This is a genomic window from Citrobacter sp. RHB25-C09, assembly GCF_013836145.1.
GTDB lineage: Bacteria > Pseudomonadota > Gammaproteobacteria > Enterobacterales > Enterobacteriaceae > Citrobacter_A.
The window spans coordinates 2,677,031-2,695,360 of sequence record NZ_CP057483.1; the positions used below are offsets into that span (position 1 = coordinate 2,677,031).

The window sequence follows — 18,330 nt, forward strand, 5'->3', positions numbered from 1 at the left end:
AAAATAACCGACGCGTATTAAAACGTCGGTTAATGTCATTTTTTGCAAGCGGCGCATTGTCCCTAAAATGGGGAGAAATGACAAGAGAATGAAAGCCCTGTCATTAAAAATTTTTTCTTAACCGTTTGATTTGGCAGCGCAGGCTTTTTCATAGACTCCGGCGATAGCATTATTTGCTAAAATGGCATCTCGCCACCAGGCGCAGGCCAGGCCCGCAGTCTGTTCATTCCAGCCGATCCAGACCGGCTCGTAGAACGTCTGTGCCGCCACTTTTTTCTCGATCAGCGCCCCGCTGTCCAGAAAACGTTGTGCCAGGTAGCGAGGCAGATAACCGCATCCCAGCCCATTAATTTGCAGTTCCAGCTTGGTTTTAAAGTCAAAAACCGTTATCGCTTCCTGGTCATCCAGGAGTTGCGAGCCTGAGGCATGTGCGGGATGAGCAGTATCGCCAACCACAATGGCGCGGTAGCGCTTAATGACGCTACGACTTAACGGTTCGTTCTCAAGCGCCAGAGGATGATGGGAAGCGACGGCAAAAACCTGTTCAAGAAAGCCCAGTTGCACAAAACCGTACTCACTCGATGCTGGCGGTTCATGCATTGCACCCACGATGATGTCGGCGTTGCCCTGGGTCAACGCATCCCACGATCCTCCCAGCACACCGTTAATGAATTTCAGACGCGTAACGCTGTGATGCTGATAAAAAGATTCAATGAGGGGGGCGAGTAGTGAAAATGGGAAGGTGTCGTCGACGCCAATAACCAGTTCATTTTCCCACCCCTGATGAAGTTTGACGGCCTGCTTTTCCAGCTCCCTCACGGTATGCAGCACTTCCCGACCTTTTTCCAGCAGCATTTGTCCCGTACGTGTGAAGCGAGCGCGATGGCCGCTACGATCGAGAATTTGAATATTGAGATCGCTTTCGAGACGGTGAACGGTATAGCTGAGCGCAGAGGGCGTCTTGTACAGTTTTGCCGACGCCGCCGCGAAGCTGCCCTCTTTATCCAGGGCATCGAGAATGATGAGAACATCCAGCAGTGGTTTCATACTCGCCCCCTTGCGATGTATGGCGACGCCCTGCTGGCGGAATGCGTTATTCCAATGGCATCACCAGCGGATCGGGATACTGGTATTCAAACCCAAGTTCATTGCAAATCCGGCTACCATCAATGATTTTACCTTTGCCGTTATCCGGCGCGTCGCGAAACTGAGGCGGTTCCATACCCAGCAGACGCGCCATCTGCGGATAGAAGACGTTACGTGCGGGATGTACAGGCGCACATATATTATAGATGTGTCCCCCTTTCGGTGCCTGTAACAAAAGCGTGATAGCGGCAATCACATCTTCAAGATGAACCAGATTCACGCCATGTTCGCCGTCAGGCGCGGTTTTCCCCGCGAAGAAGCGTCCAGGATGACGACCAGGACCGACAAGACCCGCCAGACGCAAAATATCAACCGAGGTTCCCGGAAGGTTGTGCAACCAGTCCTCCAGCTCTTTTAATACGCGCCCACTGGCTGTGACCGGATTGCGGGGCGTACCCTCTTTCACCGTGCCCTGAACATCGCCGTAAACCGATGTTGAGCTGGTAAAAATAATGCGCGGAACACGATACGCCAACGCGCTATCTACCAGTTCCTGCATGGCCTGTAGATAAAAATCTTCTCCGGGGCCACTTCGGCGTGCGGGAAGCGTAATCACCAGCGCATCCACATCCATCAGCGCTTCGAGATCGTCCGCTTCACAAACCAGTTCCGGTTCAAGGCGCAATGGGTAACCCTCAATCCCGCTCATGCGAGCCGCCTCCACGCCATCCAGTGTGGTTTTGCTGCCCGTCACCTGCCAGCCTCGCGCGGTGAGAGACATTGCCAACGGCATGCCCAACCAACCTAAACCGACAATTGCGACCTTCTTCATCCGTTTTCTCCTGACTCCGGTTCTGTTTATATAAGGTTACGCCTGCATATTATTACTAACAATTCATACTATAAATACGAAACAAAAAAAGCGCTTGCTTTAAGACGCTAAAGTGGTTTAGGTTAACAGTCATCAAATGAATAAGCATTCATCGAGAAAATTATGACACGCGTTCAATTTAACCACCATCATCACCATCATCCTGACTAGTCTTTCAGGCGATGTGTGCTGGAAGACATTCAGATCTTCCAGTGGTGCATGAACGCATGAGAAAGCCCCCGGAAGATCATCTTCCGGGGGCTTTTTTTTGGTGCGCGTTTCAGTTCGGTTCAGACAGGATAATGAGGAAAAGAGAATGTTAGATAACACCCGTTTACGCATAGCTATTCAGAAATCAGGCCGTTTAAGTGATGATTCACGCGAACTGCTGGCCCGCTGCGGTATTAAAATCAATTTACACACTCAGCGCCTGATTGCGATGGCAGAGAACATGCCGATTGATATTCTGCGCGTGCGTGACGACGATATCCCCGGTCTGGTGATGGACGGCGTGGTAGACCTCGGGATTATCGGGGAAAACGTGCTGGAAGAAGAGCTACTAAACCGTCGCGCTCAGGGCGAAGATCCGCGCTATTTCACTCTGCGTCGTCTTGACTTTGGCGGCTGCCGCCTCTCGCTGGCAACGCCGGTGGATGAAGCGTGGGATGGCCCGTCCGCGCTTGATGGCAAACGCATCGCCACCTCTTATCCGCATCTGCTAAAGCGCTATCTTGACCAGAAAGGCGTTTCTTTTAAATCCTGTCTGCTTAATGGTTCCGTTGAAGTTGCCCCGCGCGCTGGTCTGGCGGATGCAATCTGCGATCTCGTATCCACAGGCGCTACGCTTGAAGCCAACGGCCTGCGCGAAGTGGAAGTTATCTACCGTTCCAAAGCCTGTCTGATCCAACGCGATGGCGAAATGGCCGACGCCAAGCAGCAGCTTGTCGACAAACTGTTAACCCGCATTCAGGGCGTTATTCAGGCGCGCGAATCGAAATACATCATGATGCATGCACCGAGCGAGCGTCTGGAAGAAGTGATTGCCCTGCTGCCCGGCGCCGAGCGCCCGACAATTCTGCCACTGGCAGGCGATCAACAGCGTGTGGCGATGCACATGGTCAGCTCCGAAACTCTGTTCTGGGAAACCATGGAAAAACTCAAAGCGCTCGGGGCAAGCTCTATTCTGGTGCTGCCAATTGAGAAGATGATGGAATAATTCCACTTATGCTGCCCGGTGGCGCTTAGCTTACCGGGCCTACAAGACCCGTAGGCCGGATAAACAATGTGCCGCCCGGCAAAAAAGGAAGACGATTATGAGCTTTAACACCATTATCGACTGGAATAGCTGTACCGTAGAGCAGCAAAGTGAATTACTGATGCGCCCGGCGATTTCCGCCTCGGACAGCATTACCCGCACCGTAAGGGAGATCCTCGACAATGTTAAAGCGCGCGGCGATGATGCCCTGCGCGAGTACAGCGCGAAGTTTGATAACACGAACGTCGCTGCGTTAAAGGTTTCCACAGAGGAAATTGCAGCAGCCAGCGCACGACTGAGCGACGAACTCAAACAGGCCATGGCCGTCGCGGTAAAGAATATCGAGACGTTCCACAACGCGCAAAAGCTACCCACAGTGGATGTGGAAACCCAGCCCGGCGTGCGCTGCCAGCAGGTCACGCGGCCGGTCTCATCCGTAGGTTTGTATATCCCTGGCGGATCGGCCCCACTCTTTTCTACGGTTCTGATGCTCGCCACACCGGCGCGTATTGCCGGGTGTCAAAAAGTGGTGCTCTGTTCCCCCCCGCCAATTGCCGATGAAATTCTCTATGCCGCACAGCTTTGTGGGGTGCAGGAAGTCTTTAACGTCGGCGGCGCTCAGGCGATTGCTGCACTGGCGTTTGGCAGCGAGTCGGTTCCCAAAGTGGATAAAATATTCGGACCGGGTAATGCATTTGTCACTGAAGCAAAGCGTCAGGTCAGCCAGCGTCTCGACGGCGCGGCGATCGATATGCCAGCCGGACCGTCCGAAGTGCTGGTGATTGCCGACAGCGGCGCAACGCCAGATTTCGTTGCCTCTGACCTGCTTTCTCAGGCGGAGCATGGCCCGGATTCACAGGTGATTTTATTAACACCGGATGCAGACATCGCCCGCCGGGTAGCAGAAGCCGTGGAACGCCAGCTGGCTGAGCTGCCGCGTGCGGAGACGGCGCGTCAGGCACTGAGCGCCAGCCGTCTGATTGTCACTCGCGATCTGGCTCAATGTGTTGAGATCTCTAACCAGTACGGTCCGGAGCACCTGATTATTCAGACCCGTAACGCACGCGATTTGGTGGATGGTATAACCAGCGCCGGATCGGTATTTCTCGGTGACTGGTCACCGGAGTCCGCGGGTGATTATGCATCCGGTACAAACCACGTGCTGCCGACCTATGGTTATACGGCGACCTGCTCCAGCCTTGGACTGGCGGACTTCCAGAAGCGAATGACCGTACAGGAGCTGTCCCGCGAGGGGTTTTCCGCTCTGGCTTCGACGATTGAAACGCTGGCGGCGGCCGAACGCCTGACCGCTCACAAAAATGCCGTTACCCTGCGCGTAAACGCCCTTAAGGAGCAAGCATGAGCACTGAAAAGATGTTCAGCGTCACCGACCTGGCCCGTGAAAACGTCCGCATACTGACGCCGTACCAGTCTGCCCGTCGGTTGGGTGGCAATGGCGACGTCTGGTTAAACGCCAACGAATTCCCGACTGCGGTCGAATTTCAACTGACACAACAAACGCTCAATCGTTATCCGGAATGCCAGCCAAAAGCCGTGATTGAAAACTACGCCCGGTATGCGGGCGTTAAGCCAGAGCAGGTGCTGGTAAGTCGTGGTGCAGATGAAGGCATCGAACTCCTCGTTCGCGCCTTCTGCGAACCGGGTAAAGACGCGATACTTTTCTGCCCACCAACCTACGGCATGTACAGCGTCAGTGCCGAAACCATCGGCGTTGAATGTCGCACTGTCCCCACGCTTGCCGACTGGCAGCTTGATATGCAGGGTATTTCCGACAAGCTGGATGGCGTGAAAGTAGTATATGTATGCAGCCCGAACAACCCAACCGGACAGCTCATCAACCCGCAGGACCTGCGCACGTTGCTGGAGCTGACGCGCGGTAAAGCGATCGTCGTCGCTGATGAAGCCTATATCGAATTTTGCCCACAGGCGACACTGGTTGGCTGGTTGTCTGAGTATCCGCACCTGGTGGTCTTGCGTACGCTGTCAAAAGCCTTTGCGCTGGCCGGACTGCGCTGTGGATTTACGTTGGCAAATGAAGAGGTGATTAACCTGCTGCTGAAGGTGATCGCCCCCTACCCACTTTCCACACCTGTCGCCGACATTGCTGCCCAGGCGCTCAGCCCGCAGGGTATTAATGCGATGCGCGAACGCGTGGCGCAAATTCTCGTTGAGCGCCAGTCTCTGGTTAAAGCGCTTCAGGATATCCCCTGTGTTGAGCAGGTTTTTAATTCCGAAACGAATTACATCCTGGCGCGCTTTACCGCCTCAAGCAGTGTATTTAAATCTTTGTGGGATCAGGGCATTATCTTACGTGATCAGAACAAGCAACCCTCTTTAAGCGGCTGTCTGCGGATTACTGTCGGAACCCGTGAAGAAAGCCAGCGCGTCATTGACGCTTTACGTGCGGAGCAAGTATGAGCCAGAAGTATCTCTTTATCGACCGTGATGGAACCCTGATTTCCGAGCCGCCGAGCGATTTTCAGGTAGACCGCTTTGATAAGCTCGCCTTCGAGCCGGATGTTGTCCCCGTGCTGCTAAAACTGCAAAAAGCGGGCTTTAAGCTGGTCATGATCACCAACCAGGACGGACTGGGTACCCAGAGCTTCCCACAGGCGGACTTTGACGGCCCGCATAACCTGATGATGCAGATTTTCACCTCTCAGGGTGTTCTGTTTGATGACGTGCTGATCTGCCCGCACCTGCCTGCAGACGAATGCGAGTGTCGCAAGCCGAAAATCAAACTGGTTGAGGGTTACCTGGCAGAACAGGCGCTGGATAAGGCTAACAGCTACGTGATTGGCGACCGCGCAACGGATATCCAGCTTGCCGAAAATATGGGTATTACCGGGCTACGTTACAACCGCGAGACGCTGAACTGGACGGCGATTGCCGAACAGCTCACCAAACGCGATCGCTACGCCCACGTTGAGCGTAATACCAAAGAGACGCAGATTGACGTCAAGGTGTGGCTCGACCGCGAAGGCGGCAGCAAAATTAACACCGGCGTCGGCTTCTTCGATCATATGCTGGACCAGATTGCCACCCACGGCGGTTTTCGCATGGAGATAACGGTAAAAGGCGATCTTTATATCGACGATCACCACACCGTTGAAGATACCGGGCTGGCGCTGGGCGAAGCCCTGAAGCTAGCGCTCGGCGATAAGCGGGGCATCAGCCGATTTGGATTCGTCCTGCCGATGGACGAATGCCTAGCGCGCTGTGCGCTCGACATCTCCGGTCGTCCGCACCTCGAATACCGTGCTGAGTTTACCTATCAACGCGTCGGCGATCTGAGCACAGAGATGATCGAACATTTCTTCCGCTCTCTCAGCTACACCATGGGCGTGACGCTACACCTGAAAACCAAGGGTAAGAACGATCATCACCGCGTCGAAAGCCTGTTTAAAGCCTTTGGCCGTACACTGCGTCAGGCGATTCGCGTCGAGGGTGACACCCTTCCCTCCTCCAAAGGAGTGCTGTGATGAACGTGGTGATTCTGGATACGGGCTGCGCCAACTTGAATTCGGTGAAGTCCGCCGTGGCGCGCCATGGGTATGACCCCGTCGTCAGCCGCGACCCGGATGTGGTGCTGCGCGCTGACAAGCTCTTCCTGCCTGGCGTCGGCACCGCGCAGGCGGCAATGGACCAACTGCGTGAACGTGAGCTGATCGATCTGATTAAAGCCTGTACCCAGCCGGTGCTGGGCATCTGCCTCGGTATGCAGATTCTGGGACGGCGCAGTGAAGAAACCCACGGTGTCGATCTGCTAGGGATCATCGAGCAAGATGTGCCGAAGATGACTGACTTTGCTCTGCCGCTACCGCATATGGGCTGGAACCGCGTCTACCCTCAGGCCGGGAACCGACTGTTCCGGGGTATTGAAGACGGCGCTTATTTTTACTTTGTCCATAGCTATGCTATGCCGGTAAACCCGTGGACTATCGCGCAGTGTCATTACGGTGAACCGTTCACCGCCGCCGTGCAAAAAGATAATTTCTTTGGCGTTCAGTTCCATCCGGAACGCTCAGGTGCTGCTGGCGCACAGTTGCTGAAAAATTTTCTGGAGATGTGATGATTATTCCCGCTTTAGATTTAATCGACGGCACCGTGGTGCGTCTCCATCAGGGTGATTACGCCAAACAACGTGATTATGGAACCGATCCACTGCCGCGTTTACAGGATTACGCAGCCCAGGGCGCTGAAGTATTACATCTGGTGGATTTAACCGGCGCCAAAGATCCGGCGAAACGTCAGATCCCGCTGATTAAAACCCTCGTATCAGGCGTCAACGTACCTGTGCAGGTCGGCGGCGGTGTGCGTACCGAAGAGGATGTTGCTGCATTACTGGCGGCAGGAGTTGCCCGTGTGGTAGTAGGCTCCACTGCAGTAAAATCACCAGAGGTAGTGAAGCGCTGGTTCGAACGTTTTGGCGCAGATGCACTGGTATTGGCACTGGATGTTCGCATTGATGAAACCGGTAACAAACAGGTCGCGGTCAGCGGCTGGCAAGAAGATTCCGGCGTATCGCTTGAAGAACTGGTCGAGACATATCTCCCGGTCGGTTTGAAGCATGTGCTCTGTACCGATATCTCACGTGATGGCACGCTGGCTGGCTCTAACGTCTCTTTATATGAAGAAGTGTGCGCAAAATATCCGCAGGTCGCCTTTCAGTCGTCCGGCGGTATTGGTGGGATTGATGATGTCGCCGCCTTGCGCGGTACTGGCGTGCGCGGCGTGATCGTCGGTCGTGCGCTGCTGGAAGGTAAATTCACCGTTACGGAGGCAATCCAATGCTGGCAAAACGCATAATCCCTTGCCTCGACGTTCGCGATGGACAGGTTGTCAAAGGCGTGCAGTTTCGTAATCACGAAATCATCGGCGATATCGTCCCGCTGGCTAAACGCTACGCTGATGAAGGCGCTGACGAGCTGGTGTTCTACGATATTACCGCCTCCAGCGACGGTCGCGTTGTGGATAAAAGCTGGGTGTCCCGCGTTGCGGAAGTTATCGACATTCCGTTCTGTGTGGCGGGTGGAATTAAATCGATCGACGATGCAGCAAAAATTCTCTCCTTCGGCGCCGATAAAATATCCATAAACTCACCTGCGCTCGCCGATCCGACGCTGATTACCCGTCTGGCAGACCGCTTTGGCGTACAGTGCATTGTGGTCGGTATTGATACCTGGTATGACGCCGAAACCGGCAAATATCATGTAAATCAATATACCGGAGATGAAAGTCGTACCCGCGTCACCACCTGGGAAACGCTGGAGTGGGTGCAGGAAGTGCAGAAACGCGGTGCCGGGGAAATTGTCCTTAACATGATGAACCAGGACGGCGTGCGTAACGGCTACGACCTGGCGCAATTAAAAAAAGTACGTGACGTATGCCGCGTACCGCTGATTGCCTCCGGTGGTGCAGGCACCATGGAACACTTCCTGGAAGCGTTCCGCAATGCCGACGTCGACGGCGCGCTGGCAGCGTCAGTCTTCCATAAGCAAATTATCAATATTGGCGAATTAAAAGCGTACCTGGCAACACAGGGCGTGGAGATCAGGATATGTTAACCAAGCAACAATGCCGCGAACTGGACTGGGAAAAAACTGACGGACTCATGCCGGTCGTCGTACAGCATGCGGTATCGGGTGAAGTGTTGATGTTGGGGTATATGAACCCCCAGGCGCTGGAGCAAACCATTGAAACCGGCAAAGTCACCTTTTATTCACGCACCAAACAGCGCCTCTGGGCAAAAGGCGAGACGTCCGGAAACTTTCTCAATGTTGTAAGTATCGCCCCCGACTGCGATAACGACACGCTACTGGCGCTGGTGAACCCTGTCGGCCCTACCTGCCACAAAGGCACCAGTAGCTGTTTTGGTGAAACCAGCCACCAGTGGCTGTTTCTGTACCAACTGGAACAGCTTTTAGCAGAACGCAAAACGGCGGATCCGGCCAGTTCTTACACTGCGAAACTGTATGCCAGCGGCACCAAACGCATTGCGCAAAAGGTCGGAGAGGAAGGTGTTGAAACCGCGCTGGCGGCAACGGTACATGACCGCTTTGAGCTGACGAATGAAGCTTCGGATCTGATGTACCATCTGCTGATCCTGTTGCAGGATCAGGACCTCGATCTGACAACGGTTATCGAGAATTTACGCAAGCGCCATCAGTGATCTTCAGGCGTAAAAAAACCGGGCAAACACAGCCCGGTTATTTGTAGACCGGCTAAGGAGTTTTCCACCTCACCCGCAATGTATGCATATTACTGCGCTTTCGGCCTGTAGCCTCGTAATGCGTTACGACCCAGCACCACTCCCGCGCCAATTATCCCACCCAGCAGTACCGCCAGCACCAGGACAATCGCCTTTTTCGGGCTGTCGCGACGAATCGGCAGTGTCGGTTTCATGACGTAGCGGTAAGAGTGAATACTGTCTGGCACCACTTTCAACGCTTTAACGGCCAACAGATTCTGACGCGTCAGGTAGTAATCGTCTGAAAAGGTTAACGGGCGCGTCGCTTCGTTATTCACAATTGAAGAGAGCGCGTCACTACCCAGCATAAACATGGTGTCCTGGGAGACCTGATCGGCTTGCTGAACCTGCGGCAGTTTAATACCAGACTGTTCAGCGATCTTCAGCGCCTCATTTATCTGCGCGATGCGGAGTGCTTTCTGCTCTTTAGCAACCTTTTCCTGTGCTTCAAGGGATTGTTCTAAACCTGCCGCCCGCGTAGAGATGCTTCTTGCAAGGTCAACATTGATCTCTTTCGCCACTTCCTGGTCAATTTTCTGAATGTACTGGGCCAGCGTTTTCTGCGCTGCTTCCGCCGTGGTGGAGGTATAGGTCACTTTTAATGGTAGTAGTTGCCCCTTCACTGACGGATCGATGGTTAATTTCTCGGGCTCTTCCTGGTTATCCAGGGTCTCAGACAGTGCGGAAAAAGCTGAACTGAAGCGACCAATGACACTTTCCTGGACATCGTTAACTTTTGGCGCTTCTGAACCAAATAAAACACTCATTGCGTTAGTATAACTGGCTAACTGACCGGCATCAGGTTGCGTGACTATTGCTGTGGAAGTCCATTTTTCTTTCGCTACAGTCAGATAACCCACAGCCAACAGAACAGCGACAACAACACTGAGAACAATAGTAGCCTTGCCGCGCCATAACTGAATTACAACATCAATCAAATCAATCTGTTCCGGGTCGTTGTTACGCACGGATACACTATTATTTTCCACTATCATCACTACCCTAACTAAGAAAAGACTTACGCTCGCAACAGTGTATCCATAATCAAGATTAATGCCATAGGAAAATTGATATAATTATCATGATATATACGGTTTTTTAATAGCTTAGCCTGGGAGTCCCTTCCCCTATTCCGCTTAAGGCAAATTAATCGCTGCCAAAAAGGTCGCGGGTATACACTTTCTCGGCCACATCCTGTAACTCTTCGGCCATGCGGTTAGAAATAATGACATCCGCTTGTTGCTTAAACTGATTCAGGTTGTTTTCAATTCGTGAATTAAAAAAGGTCTTTTCCTCCATGACGGGTTCATAAATTACCACTTCGACGCCTTTTGCTTTAATGCGTTTCATGATTCCTTGAATAGAGGAAGCGCGGAAGTTATCCGAACCGCTTTTCATAATAAGACGGTAAATCCCGACAACTTTCGGTTTTTTTGCGAGAATCGCATCCGCAATAAAATCTTTGCGCGTACGGTTGGCATCAACAATCGCAGAAATAATGTTGTTTGGTACTGATTGGTAATTCGCCAGCAACTGTTTGGTATCCTTTGGTAGACAGTAACCACCATAACCAAATGAGGGATTGTTATAGTGATTGCCAATACGTGGATCCAGACAGACACCTTCGATAATCTGGCGAGTATTTAAACCTAGCGTTTCTGCGTAACTATCCAGTTCATTAAAATAAGCAACACGCATTGCCAGGTAAGTATTCGCGAACAACTTAATGGCTTCTGCTTCGGTCGAATCTGTAAACAGTGTAGGAATCTCTTGCTTTATCGCTCCTTCCTGTAGTAGCGCGGCAAAACGCTCGGCTCTTTCGGAACGCTCGCCAATGACGATACGGGAAGGATGCAAATTGTCATAAAGCGCCTTTCCTTCTCGCAAAAACTCGGGGGAGAAAATAATATTATTTGTGTTAAATTTTTCGCTCATTGCCGCGGTAAAGCCGACAGGCACTGTGGATTTGATGACCATCACCGCATGAGGGTTAATGTCCAGCACATCCTGTATGACGGATTCAACGCTTGAGGTATTGAAATAATTGGTATGAGGATCATAATCGGTCGGTGTTGCGATAATGACGTAATCAGCATTTTCATAGGCAATGTTTTTATCTAACGTTGCTCTGAATTTAATTCCATCTGACTGGAGATATTGCTGAATTTCTTTATCAACAATAGGAGATATCCGATCGTTCAGCATTGCGACACGTGTTGGTACGATGTCTAATGCGATGACATCATGGTGCTGTGCGATTAGAAGGCCGTTTGATAAGCCAACATATCCAGTACCGGAAATGGTGATTTTCATTTCACGCTCTCAGAATTAACTTAATTATGAATCATGATGTTTTACATCCTGATAAGAAATGAAAGTTTTAACTCTTCAGCTTATACGGGTCAACGAAGGTAAAAACAATTCAGATTTTCTTTAGCAAGATAACGAATCAATATTAAATTAATATTAAGCAATGAAAATAAAGCAATAAGAATTTGGATAAAAAAAAGCCCGGTTAAAAAACCGGGCTTTCATTGTTTTAGTAAGGATTAATCCAACCATTCGGTATGGAAAACACCTTCTTTATCAGTACGTTTATAAGTATGGGCACCAAAGTAGTCACGCTGCGCCTGGATCAGGTTCGCAGGGAGAACTGCCGCACGATAGCTATCATAGTAAGCGACTGCTGCAGAGAATGTCGGTACAGGGATACCATTTTGTACCGCATAAGCGACAACATCACGAAGCGCCTGCTGATACTCATCAGCGATATTCTTGAAGTAAGGATCCAGCAGAAGGTTGGCAATGCCCGCATTCTGAGCGTAGGCATCCGTAATCTTCTGCAAGAACTGGGCGCGAATAATGCAACCCGCACGGAAGATTTTCGCAATTTCACCGTAGTTCAGATCCCAGTTGTACTCATCAGATGCCGCGCGCAGCTGTGAGAAGCCCTGTGCATAAGAAACGATTTTACCGAGGTACAGTGCGCGACGAACCTTCTCAATAAATGCCTTCTTGTCACCAGCTGGCTGTGCTTTAGGGCCGGACAGCACTTTTGACGCGGCAACACGCTGGTCTTTCAGAGAGGAGATGTAACGCGCAAATACGGATTCAGTGATCAGGGAAAGCGGCTCGCCGAGGTCCAGAGAGCTCTGGCTGGTCCACTTACCGGTGCCTTTGTTGGCAGCCTCATCAAGAATAACGTCAACGAGATACTTACCTTCTTCATCTTTTTTGGTAAAGATGTCTTTGGTGATGTCGATCAGATAGCTGCTCAGCTCACCATTATTCCACTCGGTAAACGTGCTCGCCAGTTCTTCATTGCTCAGGTTAAGACCACCTTTCAGCAAGGAATAGGCTTCAGCAATGAGCTGCATGTCGCCGTATTCAATGCCGTTGTGAACCATCTTCACATAGTGACCTGCGCCATCTGCGCCAATATAGGTCACACACGGTTCACCGTCTTCAGCAACGGCGGCAATTTTCGTCAGAATCGGCGCAACCAGTTCGTAAGCTTCTTTCTGGCCACCAGGCATGATAGAAGGCCCTTTTAGCGCCCCCTCTTCACCGCCAGAGACACCCGTCCCAATGAAGTTAAAGCCTTCTGCAGAAAGCTCGCGATTACGGCGGATAGTGTCCTGGAAGAACGTATTACCACCATCAATGATGATGTCACCCTTATCAAGGTATGGCTTCAGCGAGTCGATAGCAGCATCTGTGCCCGCACCCGCTTTCACCATTAGCAGGATACGGCGAGGCGTTTCGAGGGACTCAACAAACTCTTTAACCGTGTAGTAGGGAACCAGTTTCTTACCTGGATTCTCGGCAATCACTTCTTCGGTCTTTTCACGGGAGCGGTTGAAAACGGAGACGGTATAACCACGGCTTTCGATGTTGAGCGCCAGGTTGCGCCCCATCACTGCCATACCGACGACGCCGATCTGTTGCTTGGACATTACATACTCCTGTCAGGTGTGGTCACCGCGTGACGTATACGCGGCTTGATATGTGGTGAAGATGTTAACTCATGAGCTCAGTGTATAGATAGCATTTAAATGTACTTATATCTGATACTCAGTTCATAGCATCCAGATACTGCTGCCGTACAATGCTCCATTGATAGCGTCTGGTTGCAATTTCAAGCATTTTTTGGCCGATATCGTCAGGGAAGTGGGAATTAGAAATGATCTGAATAAGAGAGTTAACATCCTGAAAGTAGAGTGCCTGATCTTCAGTTGTTGCACGATTATACGCACAGTCAAAGCATAATATTGGTTTGGAAAAATGCATCATTTCAACCAACGAGGGATTCGTGCCTCCAGCTGAGTGACCATGAACATAAAAACGACATTCGCTACGGAGGACAGAAAGTGCATTAATATCGTAAATTGGGTCAAGAATAGTGATATTATCGAAGGTTGAATATTTCTTTTTCAACAGTTTCCCGTATTCACTAGAATTCCAGTTACCAACAAACGTTAATTTGGTGTTTGTTTGAGAGAAAGACTCGAGTATAAGATGGACATTATTCTCTGGCTCAATGCGACATAATGCAAAAGCAAAGTCTTTTACTTCAATATCGTTGATGGAATCAGAAATCGCATGATCACCACCATAAGCAATAACTTGACTTTCTTTGCTATATTCCTCTCGCACATAATCCGCAATAGCTTTATTATCAGAAATCACAACATCAGAATACTTAACAGCGATGCTTTCAGATAATTTTAGGAATCGTTTTGCAAACTTACCCCACTTTGCACGCCGCCATTCCAGCCCATCAATGTTTGTGACTACCTTGCCCCGATAAAACAGTCTAAGCATCGGAAGGAAGATTGCGCCAGAAACACCCAGTACTAATATCGTTGCAGGTCGATAGAAAATACACATTATCAAACACAAGATATCATAAATAATACTATGAATACCGTTAGCATTTACTGGTATATATGCTAGCTTTGCATTTTTATACGAATTTAATTTTTGGTCGTATGCTTTACTTGAACAAAAAACCAAAAAATCTTTTTCGGCATTCTCATTCATTGACTTATCCCTGGTAGATACCAAATTTTCAACTAATGTTTCAAATCCACCATAATTTGCTGGCACACCCACGACACCGACAACTGCATATTTAGGCTTAGTCATTTTTTCCATTTGATTTTTCCAATTTGTCATAGCCATAAACCATGCCAATTAATACAAAAAAGAACAAAGATAACTTTGGAACTTCAAATAAGGGGCCACTTAAAAAATAAAGCGGCGATAATAAAAAGAACCAATAAGATGCTTTAAAGAAAACATCTTCTTTGAGCGAAATTCGCATACGGAGAATGCTATTGATTTTTTTGACTAGAAAGTATAGTGCAACAAAATAAAACACTAATCCCGGAACGGCGTATTTATAAAGCAGATATGCGTACAACGATTCAAGATAGATGTCTTTACCAGACCCCACACCTACAAATGGGTTGTTATGTATTTGGTCGATACTAAAAATGATTTGGTTAATTCTTGTATTAAATGAACCAATCCCATCTCCAGAAAAATCCAGTTGACCTGACAATAAAAAATCTATGCCGTAGACAATATAATAGAATTTGGCTGAAAATGAATCCCAAAAAGCAATAACGGTCCCACAAACTACAATGACGACTACAGTTAATGATAATAATACGTTGGGCTTATTTATCCTTTTCAGCATAAGAACACAGAAAAGAAAAACCGCAATCAGCGCAGCCATCATTACAAACATGCGACTTTGAGTCAGGAGAATCACAGATATTATCGCCATTAGCATTATAAAACAAGGCAACAATTTACCTTTGGAATTCTGCAAGGAAGAAACAAAAGCCTGAAGGTAATATAAATAACCAAAAAAAAGAAAAAAGGCCAGGTGATAAGTCGTGTTAAAGATAGAGGATAGCTTATCGTCAAGAATTTCCATTGATTCTCTTTTATAGAGCAGGTAACTTATCGAGGGTACCGTAAGCTCTATAAGACCAACAATAATACACACCATAATTAACCAAAAGTATGTATTATAAAACAATTCCACGCTACGATTCGAACAAGTTACATACGCATAACCCATTAAAACATATATTCCAAAATAGAATATTTTCAATGAGGATGAAAAAGAGGCTATATTAACGCCATCCTCATTTGCTAATGCAGCGCATGTCATTACCAAAACAATAAAAATCGATAATAAAAAGCTTAAAAGAAATTGCATCTTCATCTTAAGCACCCACGGTAACATTACTGCGGGCAAAAGACTTATGAGCAACACATGATACATCATTCCGCCAGTTGCCCCCGGAAATATAGGAGCCGCTATCGAAATAAAAAAGCACGTAAGAAAAATCGAGCTGTATATCTTTTGAACGGTTACCATTTAATTTAGCCGTTTTAGAAACTGATCAAATGCGGATGATATTTTATACTTCAGAAAACTATCAGCTAGTAAAGTCTGATGAATATTGCTATCACCCGAGCATTTGAGCAAATGCATTATGTCTTCATGCAAATTTTCAGAAGAGTTATAATTCACAACGTACTCACATGAAAATTCATAATCAATAGATGTGATACAAGGCTTATCGTTTTTCAGATATTCGTACATTTTAAGGGGTGAGCCATCATGACTTTTTTCCAACAAATATGTTAAAAGCCCGATTTTAAAAGTACTTATCAGCTTGGGTAATTCTGAGTACTTAAATTTCCCACGAAATACTACGCCTAAAGCAGACAGTTCATCAACGATTGATTTATTATAGGCTTCACCATAAACCACAACAGAATAATTTCTCACGAGTTTTCGAATAAATTCCACATCAAATTTATCCGTTATAAATCCGACGAATCCAAAATCGAAAAGCGAATTTCCAGGGATAACACTCGAAGCATTATCTGAAAATCGACTAGTAAACACACCATTTGTAATGACTGCTGATTCAATATTATTATACTTAGTAATTGCTTTACCAGCCACATCAGTTACTGAAGTCAAAAAATCGTAATGCTCAGCTACGTATTTATATTTATCATCAACAAATTTTTTATCTTGCGGGCTATAGCAATTATGTTTTGTAAAATTATCAATCATATCATACCAGTAATAGACTTTCTTATCCTGGACGACTGGAATAATAGCCATAGGTGTAAAGTCTATAACGAGTAGTGGTAAGGCATGAGGATCACGCAAATAATTATTGAGAAATTCATTTACGCTATTTGTATAGCAATTTACCGTCCATGCTCTTTTTTTGAGTGGACCAAACAAGTCAAAGCTTGTTTTATCAATAACATTAACATTCGGATAATTGTTAACTTTAGTTCTTTTGTTTAAAACTCTTTCGTAAATGCTGACCGGCCTATTTAACACAGTGATGTCATTCACTGCGTCAAAACCTGATAATATCTCAAGAAATTGGAGATCGCGAACAGCAGAACCAAATTCTTGCCAGAAATACAGATCCCGATAAGGAATATAAAGTATGTTAATCATCTTAACTCTCAAAAAAATGATGCTATTCTTTGCTAAGAATAGCATCACAAAACTTACAGCGTAACTATCTTAATACCATTGGAATCATCAAGTTTTGATTTCAAATCATAGACAAATCCATTAGGTTTGATATTCTCGATCAAAGACTTATCATTTAAGAATGTTTTATGAGGAACAATCAAAGCAACGACATCATAGATATCATCTGTTTTAGAAGAAAGCACATTAATATTATATTCTTCGAAGAACTCATCGGCATCAATCAGAGGATCATAAATATCAACGGTGATATTATATTTCTGAAGTGCTTTTACAAGCTCAACTACCTTTGTATTTCTTATATCAGGACAATCTTCTTTAAAAGATGCCCCTAGAATGAGCAATTTTGATCTTGGAACATCTATTGAATTCATTGCCATATTATCAATAATTTGTGAACAAACAAAGCCAGCCATACTGTTGTTTATTTCACGTGCAGAGCGCATCATATCAGGCGCATAATTATATTCATTCGCTTTTTGTAAAAGATAGTACGGATCAACTCCAATGCAATGCCCGCCCACTAAACCAGGCTGAAGCTTTATAAAATTCCATTTAGTTCCAGCGGCCTCAAGAACGTCATAAGTATTAATGTTCATCTTATTGAACATCATGGCAAACTCGTTCATCAATGCAATGTTTACATCTCGCTGGGTATTTTCAATTACCTTTGCCGCTTCTGCTACTCGTATGGATGCGGCAGGGAAAGTTCCAGCTTGAATGATTGATTTATAAAGTGCATCAACAACTTTTGCGATTTCCTCAGTTGATCCTGAAGTTACTTTTTTAATTGTCGTTAACCGATTAACTTTATCCCCGGGATTAATTCTCTCTGGACTGTATCCAGCAAAGAAATCTTTATTATATTTAAGACCGGAGACTTTTTCTATTTCAGGGATACAATCATCTTCGGTCGCTCCTGGATATACTGTTGACTCATAAATAACTATATTCCCAGGTACGATTACCTTGCCTAACATTTGGCTTGCTTTAATCAACGGTGTTAGATCAGGTTTGAAATGTCTGTCTACGGGAGTTGGTACGGTTACAATGTAGATATCAGCATCTTTGATATCTTCTAACTCTGTCGTAAATGTAAGTTTGGCTGCTTCCTGGAGTTCTTCGGAAGAACATTCTTTTGTGACGTCAACAAATTTCTTCAGCTCATTAACACGATTATCATTGATATCAAAGCCAGTTGTTTCATATAACTTTCCAAATTCAACTGCCAATGGTAAACCCACGTAACCCAGGCCAATAATAGCAATTTTCTTATCAGATAAATTCATTCCAGTCTC

General features: G+C 47.5%; 17 protein-coding genes, 1 pseudogene and 1 other annotated feature. Of the genes and pseudogenes, 9 read left to right on the plus strand and 9 right to left on the minus strand.

The genetic code is table 11. The features are described from left to right. Positions 1 to 62: 62 nt before the first annotated feature. Positions 63 to 1,047: pseudogene (locus tag HVY19_RS12585) on the minus strand (LysR substrate-binding domain-containing protein). A gap of 46 nt (positions 1,048 to 1,093) precedes the next feature. Further along, positions 1,094 to 1,918, minus strand: a complete 825-nt coding sequence (locus HVY19_RS12590; protein WP_181680917.1) for an SDR family oxidoreductase — start codon at positions 1,916 to 1,918, stop codon at positions 1,094 to 1,096. 162 nt (positions 1,919 to 2,080) lie between these two features. Here HVY19_RS12590 and hisL point away from each other — a divergent pair, with 162 nt between their 5' ends. From hisL to hisIE, 9 genes are all read left to right on the plus strand, one after another. Then, positions 2,081 to 2,128 carry a his operon leader peptide gene (hisL, locus tag HVY19_RS12595; protein ID WP_100396937.1) on the plus strand — a complete coding sequence of 16 codons (48 nt, stop codon included), beginning with the start codon at positions 2,081 to 2,083 and terminating at the stop codon, positions 2,126 to 2,128. After that, positions 2,104 to 2,227: a sequence feature (His leader region), on the plus strand. It overlaps the preceding gene by 25 nt. A 46-nt stretch (positions 2,228 to 2,273) precedes the next feature. Continuing rightward, entirely contained in the window at positions 2,274 to 3,173 is a 900-nt protein-coding gene (hisG, locus tag HVY19_RS12600) for an ATP phosphoribosyltransferase (protein ID WP_181680918.1), read from the plus strand. A gap of 97 nt (positions 3,174 to 3,270) precedes the next feature. Next, complete coding sequence (gene hisD / locus HVY19_RS12605) at positions 3,271 to 4,575, plus strand: histidinol dehydrogenase (RefSeq protein WP_181680919.1); 1,305 nt, start codon at positions 3,271 to 3,273, stop codon at positions 4,573 to 4,575. Further along, a complete protein-coding gene (hisC, locus tag HVY19_RS12610) occupies positions 4,572 to 5,651 on the plus strand; it encodes a histidinol-phosphate transaminase (RefSeq protein ID WP_181680920.1) in 1,080 nt (359 codons plus the stop codon). Before hisD ends, hisC begins: the two co-directional genes overlap by 4 nt. Beyond that, positions 5,648 to 6,715, plus strand: coding sequence for a bifunctional histidinol-phosphatase/imidazoleglycerol-phosphate dehydratase HisB (gene hisB / locus HVY19_RS12615; protein WP_181680921.1), 1,068 nt, complete (start codon positions 5,648 to 5,650; stop codon positions 6,713 to 6,715). The genes hisC and hisB overlap by 4 nt, the downstream gene beginning before the upstream one ends. Next, positions 6,715 to 7,305, plus strand: a complete 591-nt coding sequence (gene hisH, locus HVY19_RS12620; RefSeq protein WP_181680922.1) for an imidazole glycerol phosphate synthase subunit HisH — start codon at positions 6,715 to 6,717, stop codon at positions 7,303 to 7,305. The genes hisB and hisH overlap by 1 nt, the downstream gene beginning before the upstream one ends. Next, positions 7,305 to 8,042 carry a 1-(5-phosphoribosyl)-5-[(5-phosphoribosylamino)methylideneamino]imidazole-4-carboxamide isomerase gene (hisA, locus tag HVY19_RS12625; RefSeq protein WP_181680923.1) on the plus strand — a complete coding sequence of 246 codons (738 nt, stop codon included), beginning with the start codon at positions 7,305 to 7,307 and terminating at the stop codon, positions 8,040 to 8,042. The genes hisH and hisA overlap by 1 nt, the downstream gene beginning before the upstream one ends. Next, positions 8,024 to 8,800, plus strand: coding sequence for an imidazole glycerol phosphate synthase subunit HisF (hisF, locus tag HVY19_RS12630; RefSeq protein ID WP_181680924.1), 777 nt, complete (start codon positions 8,024 to 8,026; stop codon positions 8,798 to 8,800). Before hisA ends, hisF begins: the two co-directional genes overlap by 19 nt. Then, on the plus strand, positions 8,794 to 9,405 hold the full coding sequence (gene hisIE, locus HVY19_RS12635; protein ID WP_181680925.1) for a bifunctional phosphoribosyl-AMP cyclohydrolase/phosphoribosyl-ATP diphosphatase HisIE: 612 nt from the start codon (positions 8,794 to 8,796) through the stop codon (positions 9,403 to 9,405). Before hisF ends, hisIE begins: the two co-directional genes overlap by 7 nt. 89 nt (positions 9,406 to 9,494) lie before the next feature. On the opposite strand, the gene wzzB is transcribed toward hisIE, so the two are convergent. The 7 genes from wzzB to HVY19_RS12670 form a co-directional block, all read right to left on the minus strand. After that, positions 9,495 to 10,478: an LPS O-antigen chain length determinant protein WzzB gene (gene wzzB / locus HVY19_RS12640; protein WP_181680926.1), complete on the minus strand. Its 984-nt coding sequence runs from the start codon at positions 10,476 to 10,478 to the stop codon at positions 9,495 to 9,497. Positions 10,479 to 10,629: 151 nt separating this feature from the next. After that, on the minus strand, positions 10,630 to 11,796 hold the full coding sequence (gene ugd / locus HVY19_RS12645; protein ID WP_181680927.1) for a UDP-glucose 6-dehydrogenase: 1,167 nt from the start codon (positions 11,794 to 11,796) through the stop codon (positions 10,630 to 10,632). A gap of 236 nt (positions 11,797 to 12,032) precedes the next feature. Further along, positions 12,033 to 13,439, minus strand: a complete 1,407-nt coding sequence (gene gndA / locus HVY19_RS12650; RefSeq protein WP_181680928.1) for an NADP-dependent phosphogluconate dehydrogenase — start codon at positions 13,437 to 13,439, stop codon at positions 12,033 to 12,035. A 118-nt stretch (positions 13,440 to 13,557) separates the two neighbouring features. Then, positions 13,558 to 14,661, minus strand: a complete 1,104-nt coding sequence (locus HVY19_RS12655; protein ID WP_249419079.1) for a DUF1972 domain-containing protein — start codon at positions 14,659 to 14,661, stop codon at positions 13,558 to 13,560. After that, positions 14,624 to 15,880, minus strand: a complete 1,257-nt coding sequence (locus HVY19_RS12660) for an O-antigen ligase family protein (RefSeq protein ID WP_181680929.1) — start codon at positions 15,878 to 15,880, stop codon at positions 14,624 to 14,626. Before HVY19_RS12660 ends, HVY19_RS12655 begins: the two co-directional genes overlap by 38 nt. Then, the gene (locus tag HVY19_RS12665) at positions 15,881 to 16,993 is read right to left on the minus strand and encodes a hypothetical protein (RefSeq protein WP_181680930.1); all 1,113 of its coding nucleotides are present in this window, start codon (positions 16,991 to 16,993) and stop codon (positions 15,881 to 15,883) included. It lies immediately after the preceding gene. A 53-nt stretch (positions 16,994 to 17,046) separates the two neighbouring features. After that, positions 17,047 to 18,321 carry a nucleotide sugar dehydrogenase gene (locus tag HVY19_RS12670; RefSeq protein WP_181680931.1) on the minus strand — a complete coding sequence of 425 codons (1,275 nt, stop codon included), beginning with the start codon at positions 18,319 to 18,321 and terminating at the stop codon, positions 17,047 to 17,049. Positions 18,322 to 18,330 lie beyond the last annotated feature (9 nt).